We start from the raw sequence: 12332 nt of genomic DNA on the forward strand, positions 1-12332 counted from the left end.
AGCAGAACATGCAGAGAATTGGAGTATTTGTCTGCCATTGCGGCACGAATATCGCCGGGACGGTAGATGTCAAAGCAGTCGCCCAGGCGCTGAAAAACGAGCCGGGCGTCGTCTTCTCCACGGATTATCAATATATGTGCTCCCAGGCAGGCCAGGATATCATCAAAGCCGCCATCGCCGAGCACCAGCTTTCGGGCATTGTCGTCTGCTCCTGCTCGCCGCGTATGCACGAGGCGACGTTCCGCAAGACGGCGGCCGCCGCAGGGCTCAACCCCTATATGGTGGAAATCGCCAATATCCGGGAGCAGTGCTCCTGGGTGCATAAGGAGATGCCCATCGGAACCGAGAAAGCAATCATTTTGGGCAAGGCGGCTGTGGCAAAAGTCAACCTGAACGCCCCGCTGACGCCGGGTGAGAGCCCGGTTACCAAGCGCGCGCTGGTCATTGGCGGCGGCATCGCCGGCATCCAGACGGCTCTTGATATTGCAGACGCTGGCTTCCCGGTGGATATCGTGGAGACCAAGCCCACCATCGGCGGCAAAATGGCGCAGCTCGATAAAACCTTCCCGACGCTGGACTGCGCGGCCTGCATCCTGACGCCCAAGATGGTGGATGTGGCCCAGAATGAAAACGTCCGCATCTTCTCATATTCGGAAGTTACGGATGTCAAAGGTTTTGTGGGCAATTTCGAGGTTACCATCAAGCGCAAGGCGCGCTTCGTGAAAGAAGACGTCTGCACGGGCTGCGGCGCCTGCACGGAGAAGTGTCCCCAGAAAAAAGTGCCCAACGAATTTAACCTGGGCATGGATAACCGCCGCGCCATCTATATCCCGTTCGCTCAGGCAGTGCCCAAGGTGGCGACGATTGACCCGAACTACTGCACCATGCTGCAAAAGGGCAAATGCGGCCTTTGCGCAAAGGTCTGCACGGCCGGGGCCATCGATTATCAGGCAAAGGACGAGTTCATTCAGGAGAAATACGGCGCTATCGTCGTGGCGACGGGCTTCAACCCCATCTCCATGGAGAAGTTCGACGAGTTCGCCTATGCGCAGTCCAAAGACGTCATCACGTCCCTGGAGCTGGAGCGCCTGATGAACGCCGCCGGCCCCACGGGCGGCACGCTGCTGCGCCCCTCGGACGGCGAGCACCCGCATACCATCGTGTTTGTGCAGTGCGTCGGCTCCCGCTGTGAGGCCTGCGCGGAAAAGGGCAAGGAATACTGCTCGAAAATCTGCTGTATGTATACAGCCAAGCATGCCATGCTCATCCGGGATAAATATCCGGATACGGATGTGTATGTGTTCTATATCGATGTCCGCACGCCGGGCAAGAACTTCGATGAGTTCTACCGCCGGGCGGTGGAGGAATACGGCGTGCACTATATCAAAGGCATGGTGGGCAAAGTCTCCCCGGAGGGCGGCAAGCTGAAAGTGCAGGCTTCCGACCTGCTGGACGGCAAGCAGCTGCATATCGATGCAGACCTGGTCGTGCTGGCGGCGGCCATCGAGCCGGACAAATCCGCCCGCCCGCTGGCCACTATGCTCACGGCCAGCATGGATACCAACGATTTCTTCACCGAGGCGCATCCCAAGCTGCGCCCTGTGGAAAGCCCGACGGCCGGCGTGTTCCTCTCGGGAACCTGCCAGGGCCCCAAGGATATTCCCGAAACCGTCTCCCAGGCAGGGGCGGCGGCCTCCAAGGTCATCGGCCTGCTCTGCAAGGATAAGCTCACGGGCAACCCCTGCGTGGCGCATTCGGATGAGCTGATGTGCAACGGCTGCTCCACCTGCGAGAGAGTCTGCCCCTACGGCGCCATCTCCTATCAGGAGAAGGAGTTTAGAATGCCGGATCGGACGACGAAAATCCGCCGCATTGCCGTGGTCAACGAGGCGGTTTGCCAGGGCTGCGGCGCCTGCACGGTGGCCTGCATGTCTGGCGCGATGGATCTTCGGGGCTTTTTGAACAAACAGATTATGGCGGAGGTAGACGCGATATGCAAGTAAAGGAATATAAACCGCTGATTGTGGCATTTTGCTGCAACTGGTGCTCCTATGCCGGCGCAGACCTCGCCGGAAACAACCGGCTGAACTACCCGGCGGAAGTCAAGATCATCCGGGTGCCCTGCTCCTGCAGGGTCAATCCCATGTTCATTCTGCGGGCGTTTCAGCGCGGGGCAGACGGCGTGATTCTCTGCGGCTGCCATCCGGGCGACTGCCACTATACCTCCGGCAACTACTATACGCGCCGCCGTATGGCGCTGCTCTTCTCCATGCTGGATTACCTCGGCATCGAGCGGGAGCGCACCCGGGTCGAATGGGTCTCGGCGGCAGAGGGCGCAAAATTTGCCGCAACCATGAACGATTTCGCGGAGAAAGTCGCTTCTCTGGGCGAAAACAAGAGATTGGAGGATTTGCGATGCAAGAAATAAACTGCGAAGTTCTCGTCTCCAAAGCAGCAGAACTGCTGGAAAAGGGCACGGTAGACCGCGTGCTGGGCTGGAAAGCCGGAGAATTTGATTACGATATCACGCCTGCGGTGTTTTACTCCGAGCAGGAGCTGAGGGATGGTTTCGTCTGGAACGATTTCTGCGGCGCGAATTTCTCCAAATACCTGATCAAAGAGACGGGCAAAAGCGAGAATAAGGTGCTGGTGTTCCTAAAGCCCTGCGATACCTATAGCTTCAACCAGCTGCTGACCGAGCACCGCTTCGACCGCGAAAAGGTCTATGCTGTGGGCGTCCCCTGCAATGGGATGCTGGATATCGGCAAAGTCAGGCAGAGCGCGGAAGGCATTGCGGCTGTGCGCGAAGAGGGCGGCAAGGTTGTCGTGGATACCCTCTACGACGGCAGCATCTCCCTGGATCGGGAGGCGCTTTTGCCGGATCGCTGCATCAACTGCAAATCCAAAAAGCACGCCGCCTACGACGAACTGCTGGGCGAAGAGGGCGAGGTTGTCAGCTCCGCGCGGTTTGATGAAGTGGAAAAGCTGGAGCGCATGACGCCGGATGAGCGCTTTGCCTTCTGGCAGGGCGAGCTTTCCCGCTGTATCCGGTGCAATGCCTGCCGGGATGTCTGCCCGGCCTGCACCTGCGAAAAGTGCGTGTTCGATAACCCGGCTTCGGGCGTGGAAAACAAGGCCGCGGCCAACTCCTTCGAGGAGAAGATGTTCCATGTGATCCGCGCGTTCCATGTGGCCGGCCGCTGTACGGACTGCGGCGAGTGCTCCCGGGTCTGCCCCCAGCATATCCCGCTGCACCTGCTCAACCGCAAGTTCATCAAGGATATCGATTCCTTCTACGGCGAATATCAGGCGGGGGCGGAGGCCGGCAGCCGCGCGCCCATCGTGGATTATAAGACGGACGATCTCGAGCCGGCGGAAGCTGTGGAAAGAGGTGGCGAACATGCGTAAAATATCGCTCAGTAAACTGGATGCGCTCTTTGAGGAAATTGCGGCCGCTTATGCGCTGTATCTACCTGTGGATACCAAGGCTGGCGCCAAGTTCGAGCGGTGGGAAGCGGGCAAAACGCTTTCCGATGCCCTGAATACCGTGCGCAGCGCCAAGGATTTCTTCTTCCCCCAGACAGAAAACCTGATGGATTTCAAGATGGAGGGCAAGAACATCGAGGTCATCGATACCCGCAGTGAAAGCGAGGATTTCGTCCTCTTCGGCGTGCGCGCCTGCGATGTGAAGAGCTTTGAAGTGCTGGATCGCGTGTTCCTCTCCGAGCCAGCAGATACCTACTATCAGAACCGCCGGGAGCATGGCGTCATCCTGTCCCTGGCATGCACCAAGCTGGTGGAGACCTGCTTCTGCGGCACGTTCGGCATTGATGCGGCTTCGCCGGAGGGAGATGTCGTCTGCCATAAGACGGAGGACGCCCTCTATCTGGACGCCAAAACGGAAAAGGGCCAGAAGCTGATGGCCGCGCTGGAGAGCGTAACGCAGGAGGCTGATGCGTCGGCTGTGGATGCACAAAAGGAGCTCATTCGAGAGAGAATGGCAAAGCTCCCGCTGGCAAACCTCTCGGCAGATGCCTTTGGCGACGGCAAAACCTCGGAGTTTTTTGATGCCCCCGAGTGGAGCGAGCTTTCGCAGTCCTGCCTGGGCTGCGGGACGTGCACCTTCGTCTGCCCGACCTGCCAGTGCTACGATATCAAAGATTTCAACACCGGCCATGGCGTCAAGCGGTTCCGGTGCTGGGATTCCTGCATGTATTCCGAGTTCACCAAGATGTCGGCAGGCCAGCCCCGGCTGACGCAGATGGAGCGGTTCCGCCAGCGCTTCATGCATAAGCTGGTCTATTATCCCACGAACAACGACGGCCTGTTCTCCTGCGTCGGCTGCGGCCGCTGTGTGGCAAAATGCCCGATTCAGATGAATATCGTCAAGGTCATGAAAAAACTAGGAGGGCGCGAGAATGACTAATCAAAAAGAGCCGCTGATCCCTGCCGTTGGCGTCGTAACGGATATCCGCATGGATACGCCGGATGTCAAAACCTTCCGCGTCGTGACGCCCGAGGGCAAAAAGGCCTTTGATCATAAGCCGGGGCAGTGCGCGATGCTTTCCATCCCCGGGGTGGGAGAGGCGATGTTTTCCATCACCTCCTCGCCGACGAACACAGAATTCATGGAATTTTCCATCAAGAAATGCGGCTGTGTGACGGATTGGCTGCATTCCATGGAAGTGGGCCAGCAGATCACCATCCGCGGGCCGTATGGCAATGCCTTCCCGGTGGATACCGAGTTCGCCGGCAAAGATATGCTGTTCATCGCGGGCGGCATCGGCCTTGCGCCGCTGCGCTCTGTCATCAACTATTGCCGCCACTACCGCGACCGCTACGGCAAGATCGATATCGTCTATGGCTCCCGCAGTATGCAGGATTTGGTAGATTACCAGGAGATCATCGACGAGTGGAGCCAGGATGCGGGCGTCAATGTCTATCTGACCATCGACCGCGAACAGCCCGAGTGGGATGGCCATGTGGGCTTTGTCCCAAATTATGTCAAAGAGCTGGGCTTCTCGACGGATAAAATTGCCGTGCTCTGCGGCCCGCCCATCATGATCAAGTTCACGCTTGCCGGGCTTCAGGAGCTGGGCTTCGATAAAACCCAGGTCTATACCACCATGGAGCTGCGCATGAAGTGCGGCATCGGAAAATGCGGGCGCTGCAATATCGGCGCGAAATACGTCTGCAAAGATGGCCCGGTTTTCCGCTGCGATCAGCTAGATGAGCTTCCGGATGAATACTAAAAGGAGAAATGAAACGATGGAAAACATGGTAAATATCTATCTGTTTGGCAAACAGTATCGCGTCCCGGGGGATTTGACGATCATGCGCGCCATGGAATATGCTGGCTATCAGCTGGTGCGCGGCTGCGGCTGCCGCAACGGCTTCTGCGGTGCCTGCGCGACGATCTACCGCATCAAAGGGGATAGAGAGCTCAAAACCTGCCTGGCCTGCCAGACCAAAGTCGAAGATAATATGTATATCGCGACGCTTCCCTTCTTCCCGCTGGTCAAGGAAGTGTACGACATCGAGAAAGTAAAGCCGACCGAGCAGATCATGATGCAGCTCTACCCCGAGATTTACGCCTGCGTGGGCTGCAATGCCTGCACCAAGAGCTGTACGCAGGATCTGAACGTCATGCAGTATATCGCCTATGCCCAGCGCGGCGAATTCGAGAAATGCGCCGAGGAATCTTTCGACTGCGTCATGTGCGGCGTGTGTTCCTCCCGCTGCCCGGCAGGCATCTCGCATCCGCAGGTCGCCATGCTGGCCCGGCGGCTCAACGGCAAATACCTGGCCCCCAAGACGCAGCATCTGGAAAACCGCGTCCAGGAGATCAAAGACGGCACGTTTACCGAGCTCATCGAGGCGCTGATGGGCAAACCGGTGGAAGAGCTCAAAGAGCTGTATAACAACAGAGAGATCGAGAAGTAGGGAGGGCGCAAGCGATGTATGCAAAACAGTTTCAGGAATCTTTAAAGGCGGTGGAAGCCGCAAGAGAGGCAAACATTGCCTATGAGCCCGCCCGGATGACGGCCCAGCAGAAGGAAGACCTGCTGGCCGCCTATCACCCGGATTATCGCAAAAGCGAGTTCACGACGCTGAAAATCGGCCCAAACAAGGGCGAGCAGGTTCCCCACGAGCTCTGCGAGATGCTCCAGGCCCATAGCCGCATTTCCGCGGCGGATGTGGATCTCTCGGATATCCGCTACGATGTGGATGTGCTCATCATCGGCGGCGGCGGCGCCGGCGCTTCGGCGGCCATCGAGGCGGATAACGCCGGCGCCAAGGCCATGATCGTCACCAAGCTGCGCATGGGCGATGCCAATACCATGATGGCAGAGGGCGGCATCCAGGCGGCGGATAAGCCGAACGATTCCCCGGCCATTCACTTTGTGGATGCCTTTGGCGGCGGCCACTATGCCGCAAAGCGCGAGCTGCTGGCCAAGCTGGTCTGCGATGCGCCGGAGGCCATCCAGTGGCTGAACAATTTGGGCGTGGAGTTCGATAAAGCGCCGGACGGAGAGATGATTACGACGCATGGCGGCGGCACCTCCAGAAAGCGCATGCACGCCGCGAAAGATTATTCCGGCGCAGAGATCATGCGCACACTGCGGGACGAAGTGCTCAACCGCGGCATCCCGGTGGTGGATTTCACCTCGGCCATCGAGCTGATTTTGGATGAAAACGGCAACGCTGCCGGAGCTGTGCTCATGAATATGGAAACCCAGGAGCTGATGGTGGCCCGGGCCAAAACCGTCATCATCGCAACGGGCGGCGCCGGGCGTATGCACTACCAGGGCTTCCCGACTTCCAACCACTACGGCGCCACGGCAGACGGCCTGGTGCTGGGCTACCGCGCAGGGGCCAAGCTGCTCTACGCGGATACCCTCCAGTACCACCCGACGGGCGCTGCCTTCCCGCAGCAGATCTTCGGCGCGCTGGTAACCGAAAAAGTGCGCTCGCTGGGCGCCAAGCTGGTCAACCGGGAGGGAAAAGTGTTCATGCACCCGCTGGAGACCAGAGACGTCGCCGCGGCCTCCATCATCCGGGAGTGTTCGGATCGCCAGGAGGGCGTGGATACGGGCAGCGGCCAGGCAGTCTGGCTGGATACGCCCATGATCGAGGCGATTGGCGGCGAGGGCACCATCGAAGCCCGCATCCCGGCCATGATGCGCATGTTCGCCAAATACGGTATCGATATCCGCAAAGAGCCCATCCTCGTCTACCCCACGCTGCACTACCAGAACGGCGGCCTGGATATCGATGTGAGCGGCATGACGACGAACGTCGGGAACCTGTTCGTGGCCGGCGAAGCGGTGGGGGGCATCCATGGCAGAAACCGCCTGATGGGCAACTCCCTGTTAGATATCATCGTCTTTGGGCGCAACGCCGGGACGAATGCCGCGGCCAAGGCTAGGGAAGTGAGCGTGGGCAAGCTGACGCTGGATCACATCGCAAAGTTCGATGCAGAGCGCGAGGCCGCCGGCGTCGAGACAGATGCCGTCTCGCCCAAACTCCTGCCCGATTACCGCAGAAAATAAATAGAAAGTTGGTAGTATTATGATTACAGATCTGCTCGAAGCATTGACGATCTTCTGCTTTGGCCTTTCCTGGCCAATCTCTATCCGTAAGTCCATCATCTCCCGCACGGCCAAGGGCAAAAGCCTGTTCTTCGAGGTGTTTTTGCTTATCGGCTATGCCTGCGGCATCATCCGCAAGATCATCCAGGTCTCGGAGGGAAGCTCGGGCTTCCTGTTCTATCTCAGCTTCTTCTTCTATGTGCTGAACTTCATCGAGATCTCCATCGATGTCGCCCTGTATTTCAGAAATAAAAAGCTGGATGAGGCGGCAGAGCTGGCCGCGGCGGCAAATCAGGCATAGGAAAAAGCAGAGCTTTTGATTCTGCCAGGAGGAGGCGTTTATGAAACGAGCTGAAGTATCGCGCGCGACGCTGGGGCGCATCCCCATCTATTTGGAGTATTTAAAAAATATCAATCGCCATACGAGGAACATTTCAGCGACGGCTCTTGCCAAGGAACTGGGCCTGGGGGAAGTGCAGGTGCGCAAGGATTTGGGCGCTGTCAGCGGCGCGGGCAGGCCCAAAACCGGCTACCCTGTGGAGCAGCTCATAGAGGAGCTGGAGGCTTTTCTGGGATGCGGCAAAAAGCGCGATAATGTCGTCATCGTGGGCGCGGGCAAGCTGGGCCGGGCTCTGCTGGATTACGGCGGCTTTGCGGATTACGGGCTGGAAATCGCGGCGGCCTTTGATATCGCCGTAGACGAGAGCTTCCGGAGCAATTCCGGCAAACCCATCTACCCCATGGAGCGCTTCGACGATTTCTGCAAAAACCATCCTGTGAAAATCGGCATTATCACCGTGCCTGCGTCGCAGGCACAGCAGGTTTGCGACAGGCTTGTGCTGGGCGGCATCCGGGCCATCTGGTGCTTTGCACCCTGCGCGCTCTGCGTCCCGCCGGAAATCCCAGTCCAGTATGAGAATATGGCGCTCTCGCTGGCCTATCTGAATAAGAAAATCGGTTGATCTCGCCTGAAAGCCTGCCTTCGGTGCCAAGCCGGGCAGGCCGGGAAAATCTTTATGGCAGCATTGGCAAACCGCCGGTGCTGTCATTTATTTTCTGCAAGGATGAGATGCAAACAGCCAGCTCATATTGTTTTATTAGAAACCTTGACTTTTTGAACAATGTTCAATAAAATTGAATTGAACATTGTTCAAAGGAGGCAGGCATGGAGTATAAGGAAGCGATTGTGCAGGCGGCGGTTGCGCTCATGGAAGAGGGAGAAAAGCGCCCGGATGAGATCACCGTCCGGGAAATCTGCAAGAGGGCGGGCGTCGGGCTGGGGCTGGTGAACTATCATTTTGGCAGTAAAGAGAAGCTCATGGAACTGTGCATAGAGCGCATGATCAATCGCGTGGTCGGGCAATTTGAGCAGGCCCAGGAAAAAATTGGCGGGCTTGCGCCTTTGGAAAAGCTGGATTTGCTTGGCAATATGACGCTGAACTTCCTGTTTGAGCACGATGGCATCTCTAAAATTTCCATTCTTACCGATATGCAAACCCCCAGGGCCGGCGACAATACGCATCGAACCTATCAGGCATATCTGCCTCTGGTTGCGGCCTGCCGCCCTGATTGGGAGGAAGAGACTGTGAGGCGCAAGACCTTTTGCCTGATTACCATCATGCAGCAAGCGTTTTTGCGGCAGGAAGTTGTATCCCAGATGCTGGGTATCGATTTGAGCACAGAAGAAGCCCGCCAGGCTTTTCACGCGCAGATCCTGCGCGATATTCTGGAGGTGTAGCCGATGAAAATTGCAGTGATAAACGGAACAGAAAAACACGGTGCAACCTGCCGGCTGAAAGAAATCTTCCTGTCTGCATTCAGGGAAGGAGCGGAAATTGAGGAATTTTATCTTCCAAGGGACTGCCCGGGTTTCTGCACCGGATGCATCAGCTGTGTATTAAAAGGAGAGAGCGCCTGCAAAGACGCGGAAAAAATCGGCACCATAGAACGCGCGCTTTTGCAGGCGGATTTGATTGTCATGGCTTCTCCGGCCTATGTTTTTCATGCCACTGGCGCCATGAAAGCACTGCTCGATCATTTCGCCTACCGCTGGATGCCCCATCGCCCTGCTCCCGAACTATTCGGCAAACGCGCAGTTATCTTAACGCAGTGCCTGGGCGCCGGAGCAAAGTCCGCCGCAAAGGATATCAGGCATAGCCTTTCCTGGTGGGGAATTTCCAAAATTGGCGTGTTTACGGGCGCCTTGATGGGCGATGTTGCCTGGGATAAGCTGCCTGCCCGCAGGCAGGCTAAGCTTACGCGGAAAATACAAGCGCTTTCCCAAAAATTTGCACACATCGATTATGCCTGGCCCGCGCGCACAAGTCTGATGACGAAGGTGAAGTTTGAATTTTGCCGCAAAATGCAAAAAAACCTGTATCAGAAGAACCCAGAGTATCTGGATGCCAAATACTGGGCGCAGCAGGGCTGGCTGGGCCGCTCCAGACCTTGGAAGTGCGCGTGAGATGAGAAGCGATGCGGCCAGCCCGCGGATTCGGCCGCCCGGGGAGGCCCAGAGGTGTTGCATTCTTGCGCAAAACAGGGTATAATAAGAAAACCGCACTAGGTGGGGAGTTAGCGGTGCCCTGAACTTGCAATCCGCTCTAGCAAGACCGAATTCCCGCCCTAGGCTTCTTTTTTCAGTGTATGGCGCTGGTAAGCGGCGTTGAGAAATGGGCCCTGTGCAACATAGCGCTATGAACCCTGTCAGGTCCTGACGGAAGCAGCAGTAAGTAGATAGCTATGTGTGCCGCAGAGCAGTCTGTTTTGAGCTGGCTGCCAGAATTCCTGCTGGGAGAAGCTGTCGAAGGTGGGTGTGCGGCTTTTTCGCAAAATTCAGCGCCGGTTTTGGCGCTGTTTTTGGTATAGAAAGGAAGAAAAGATGCAGGATCTGACCAAAATGAGCAACGAACAGCTGTGGGCGCTGTTTCCCATTCTGCTGGAATCGCATAACCCCGCGTGGAAAGAGTGGTATGAGCAGGAAGCGGAGCAGATTCGCCGGGCTGTAGGCGGCGGGAATGTGTTGCGGCTAAGCCACGTCGGCAGCACGTCTGTGCCCGGCCTGCTGGCCAAGCCAACGGTGGATATTTTGCTGGAAGTATCTGAAAAAACTCAGCTGGAGGGCATGGTGGCCGAGCTGGAACGCACGGGGTATCTCTATGCGCCCCAGCCGCAAAAGCCCGCGCCGCATATGATGCTGATGAAGGGATATACCCCACAGGGCTTTGCGCCAAAGGTGTTTCACCTGCATGTGCGCTATCTGGCCGATCAGGACGAGCTCTATTTTAGGGATTACCTCCGGGCGCACCCGGAGGCGGCCGCAGAATATGCCGCCCTGAAGGAGCAGCTTGGCCAGCGCTTCCGGCACGACCGCGACGCCTATACCGACGCCAAAGGGCCGTTCGTCGCAAAGATAACACAGCTGGGAAGAGAAGCTTTTCCAGGCAGATATTTGCCCCAAAAGGCGTGAGGCGGCGCAAGAGCACTGCGTGAGAGGAAGAGGCTATGAAGGAAAATAGATACGACGACCAGGTGTTTTTTGAGAAATATGCCCAGATGGCGCGATCGAAGGATGGCCTGAAAGGGGCGGGTGAGTGGCGCGAACTGCAAAAGCTGTTGCCGGATTTTGAGGGCAAGCGCGTGCTGGATTTGGGCTGCGGCTATGGCTGGCACTGCAAATATGCGGCAGAGCATGGAGCGGCCAGCGTGCTGGGCGTGGATCTTTCACATAAAATGCTGGAGGAGGCCAGGGCAAAAAATGCGGATGCGGCCGTCGTGTATCAGCAGGGGGCGATCGAGGAGCTGGAATTTCCGGCTGGAAGCTTCGATGTAGTCCTCAGCTCGCTGGCATTTCACTATATCCGGGATTTCCAGCCGCTGGCGGCAAAGATTGCAAGCTGGCTGGGGCAGGGGGGAAGCTTTGTCTTTTCTGTGGAGCACCCGGTTTTTACCGCCTACGGCACGCAGGATTGGTATTATGGCAAAAATGGGGAAATTCTCCATTTTCCCGTGGATAACTATTACTACGAGGGGGAGCGGGAGGCCGTCTTTTTGGGCGAGAAGGTAGTCAAATACCATAGGACGCTGACGACCTACCTCGATGCGCTGCTGCAAAATGGCTTTGAGATTTGCCGCGTTGTGGAGCCCCAGCCGCCGGAGGAGATGATGCACCTGGAAGGCATGAAGGATGAAATGCGCCGCCCGATGATGCTGCTGATTGCGGCAAAGAAAAAATAGTTTGCTAATGGCGATTTGCAATAAAAAACGGCCTTTTTCATAAGGCCGTTTTTTATTCTTATTCTTCGCCGTCTCCCTCTTCCGCTTCCCAGGCGTCTTGCTCCTCTTCCGAAAATTCTGCCGAAGCGAATTCATCCAATAGGCCCAGAGCTTTTTGCTCATCCGCCTGAGCGACGTAAATATCCGTCTGTCCGCCGATTCCGCCGAAAACAGAGGAGAGGCCATCCGGGCATTCCGTCAGGTAGGCGATGCCCTCGCTTTGCAGGATGGAGCAGAGAATTTCCGCTTCGGGCATGGAATTGGCCGAAGCCACCAGGCAGAGCTCTGGGGCCGGCTGCTGCTCCCCGGCCTTGTGGCGCACTTTCGTCCCGCACTCCGGGCAGCGGCTGAGGGTATCGTCAAATTCAAATGAACAGTATCTACAGGTTTGCATCAAACGCTCCTTTCTTCCTCTCTATGGTACGAGCATTTGCAAAGGCTGTCAAGGCAAAAAAAGAGGCAGTA

General features: G+C 57.1%; 14 protein-coding genes and 1 other RNA gene. 14 read left to right on the forward strand and 1 reads right to left on the reverse strand.

The genetic code is table 11. The features are described 5' to 3' along the window. The first annotated feature begins 8 nt into the window (after nt 1-8). The 14 genes from AALG83_07550 (at nt 9) to AALG83_07615 (ending at nt 11828) form a co-directional block, all read left to right on the forward strand. Nucleotides 9-2003 carry a CoB--CoM heterodisulfide reductase iron-sulfur subunit A family protein gene (locus tag AALG83_07550; protein ID MEY8383009.1) on the forward strand — a complete coding sequence of 665 codons (1995 nt, stop codon included), beginning with the start codon at nt 9-11 and terminating at the stop codon, nt 2001-2003. After that, on the forward strand, nt 1994-2428 hold the full coding sequence (locus tag AALG83_07555; GenBank protein ID MEY8383010.1) for a hydrogenase iron-sulfur subunit: 435 nt from the start codon (nt 1994-1996) through the stop codon (nt 2426-2428). Before AALG83_07550 ends, AALG83_07555 begins: the two co-directional genes overlap by 10 nt. Next, the gene (locus AALG83_07560) at nt 2416-3408 is read left to right on the forward strand and encodes a 4Fe-4S dicluster domain-containing protein (protein MEY8383011.1); all 993 of its coding nucleotides are present in this window, start codon (nt 2416-2418) and stop codon (nt 3406-3408) included. The genes AALG83_07555 and AALG83_07560 overlap by 13 nt, the downstream gene beginning before the upstream one ends. Continuing rightward, a complete protein-coding gene (locus AALG83_07565; protein ID MEY8383012.1) occupies nt 3401-4426 on the forward strand; it encodes a 4Fe-4S dicluster domain-containing protein in 1026 nt (341 codons plus the stop codon). The genes AALG83_07560 and AALG83_07565 overlap by 8 nt, the downstream gene beginning before the upstream one ends. Beyond that, complete coding sequence (locus AALG83_07570) at nt 4419-5252, forward strand: FAD/NAD(P)-binding protein (GenBank protein ID MEY8383013.1); 834 nt, start codon at nt 4419-4421, stop codon at nt 5250-5252. The genes AALG83_07565 and AALG83_07570 overlap by 8 nt, the downstream gene beginning before the upstream one ends. Nucleotides 5253-5268: 16 nt before the next feature. Beyond that, nucleotides 5269-5943 (forward strand): 4Fe-4S dicluster domain-containing protein, encoded by a 675-nt coding sequence (locus AALG83_07575; protein MEY8383014.1) that lies wholly within the window; start codon nt 5269-5271, stop codon nt 5941-5943. A 14-nt stretch (nt 5944-5957) separates the two neighbouring features. After that, nucleotides 5958-7553, forward strand: coding sequence for an FAD-binding protein (locus AALG83_07580; GenBank protein ID MEY8383015.1), 1596 nt, complete (start codon nt 5958-5960; stop codon nt 7551-7553). 19 nt (nt 7554-7572) lie between these two features. Further along, nucleotides 7573-7893 carry a hypothetical protein gene (locus AALG83_07585; protein MEY8383016.1) on the forward strand — a complete coding sequence of 107 codons (321 nt, stop codon included), beginning with the start codon at nt 7573-7575 and terminating at the stop codon, nt 7891-7893. 40 nt (nt 7894-7933) lie between these two features. Then, nucleotides 7934-8554 carry a redox-sensing transcriptional repressor Rex gene (locus AALG83_07590; GenBank protein MEY8383017.1) on the forward strand — a complete coding sequence of 207 codons (621 nt, stop codon included), beginning with the start codon at nt 7934-7936 and terminating at the stop codon, nt 8552-8554. A gap of 203 nt (nt 8555-8757) precedes the next feature. Next, nucleotides 8758-9330, forward strand: a complete 573-nt coding sequence (locus tag AALG83_07595) for a TetR/AcrR family transcriptional regulator (GenBank protein MEY8383018.1) — start codon at nt 8758-8760, stop codon at nt 9328-9330. 3 nt (nt 9331-9333) lie between these two features. Then, nucleotides 9334-10056 (forward strand): NAD(P)H-dependent oxidoreductase, encoded by a 723-nt coding sequence (locus tag AALG83_07600; protein MEY8383019.1) that lies wholly within the window; start codon nt 9334-9336, stop codon nt 10054-10056. Between the two features lie 93 nt (nt 10057-10149). Beyond that, an RNA gene (gene ffs / locus AALG83_07605) (signal recognition particle sRNA large type) lies at nt 10150-10413 on the forward strand. A 60-nt stretch (nt 10414-10473) separates the two neighbouring features. Next, on the forward strand, nt 10474-11061 hold the full coding sequence (locus AALG83_07610) for a GrpB family protein (GenBank protein ID MEY8383020.1): 588 nt from the start codon (nt 10474-10476) through the stop codon (nt 11059-11061). 35 nt (nt 11062-11096) lie between these two features. Then, nucleotides 11097-11828 carry a class I SAM-dependent methyltransferase gene (locus AALG83_07615; GenBank protein ID MEY8383021.1) on the forward strand — a complete coding sequence of 244 codons (732 nt, stop codon included), beginning with the start codon at nt 11097-11099 and terminating at the stop codon, nt 11826-11828. Nucleotides 11829-11886: 58 nt separating this feature from the next. On the opposite strand, the gene AALG83_07620 is transcribed toward AALG83_07615, so the two are convergent. Continuing rightward, nucleotides 11887-12261, reverse strand: coding sequence for a DUF2007 domain-containing protein (locus AALG83_07620; protein ID MEY8383022.1), 375 nt, complete (start codon nt 12259-12261; stop codon nt 11887-11889). Nucleotides 12262-12332: the final 71 nt, after the last annotated feature.

It is taken from the genome of Christensenellaceae bacterium 44-20, from assembly GCA_041223705.1.
Taxonomy (GTDB): domain Bacteria; phylum Bacillota; class Clostridia; order Christensenellales; family Christensenellaceae; genus QANA01.

Bases quoted from the DNA above. Each gene is read 5' to 3' on its own strand.
- AALG83_07560 (MEY8383011.1), top strand. From the start codon at position 2,416: ATGCAAGAAATAAACTGCGAAGTTCTCGTCTCCAAAGCAGCAGAACTG.
- AALG83_07610 (MEY8383020.1), top strand. From the start codon at position 10,474: ATGCAGGATCTGACCAAAATGAGCAACGAACAGCTGTGGGCGCTGTTT.
- AALG83_07600 (MEY8383019.1), top strand. From the start codon at position 9,334: ATGAAAATTGCAGTGATAAACGGAACAGAAAAACACGGTGCAACCTGC.
- AALG83_07595 (MEY8383018.1), top strand. From the start codon at position 8,758: ATGGAGTATAAGGAAGCGATTGTGCAGGCGGCGGTTGCGCTCATGGAA.
- AALG83_07555 (MEY8383010.1), top strand. From the start codon at position 1,994: ATGCAAGTAAAGGAATATAAACCGCTGATTGTGGCATTTTGCTGCAAC.
- AALG83_07575 (MEY8383014.1), top strand. From the start codon at position 5,269: ATGGAAAACATGGTAAATATCTATCTGTTTGGCAAACAGTATCGCGTC.
- AALG83_07570 (MEY8383013.1), top strand. From the start codon at position 4,419: ATGACTAATCAAAAAGAGCCGCTGATCCCTGCCGTTGGCGTCGTAACG.
- AALG83_07590 (MEY8383017.1), top strand. From the start codon at position 7,934: ATGAAACGAGCTGAAGTATCGCGCGCGACGCTGGGGCGCATCCCCATC.
- AALG83_07585 (MEY8383016.1), top strand. From the start codon at position 7,573: ATGATTACAGATCTGCTCGAAGCATTGACGATCTTCTGCTTTGGCCTT.
- AALG83_07620 (MEY8383022.1), bottom strand. From the start codon at position 12,261: ATGCAAACCTGTAGATACTGTTCATTTGAATTTGACGATACCCTCAGC.
- AALG83_07565 (MEY8383012.1), top strand. From the start codon at position 3,401: ATGCGTAAAATATCGCTCAGTAAACTGGATGCGCTCTTTGAGGAAATT.
- AALG83_07580 (MEY8383015.1), top strand. From the start codon at position 5,958: ATGTATGCAAAACAGTTTCAGGAATCTTTAAAGGCGGTGGAAGCCGCA.
- AALG83_07615 (MEY8383021.1), top strand. From the start codon at position 11,097: ATGAAGGAAAATAGATACGACGACCAGGTGTTTTTTGAGAAATATGCC.
- AALG83_07550 (MEY8383009.1), top strand. From the start codon at position 9: ATGCAGAGAATTGGAGTATTTGTCTGCCATTGCGGCACGAATATCGCC.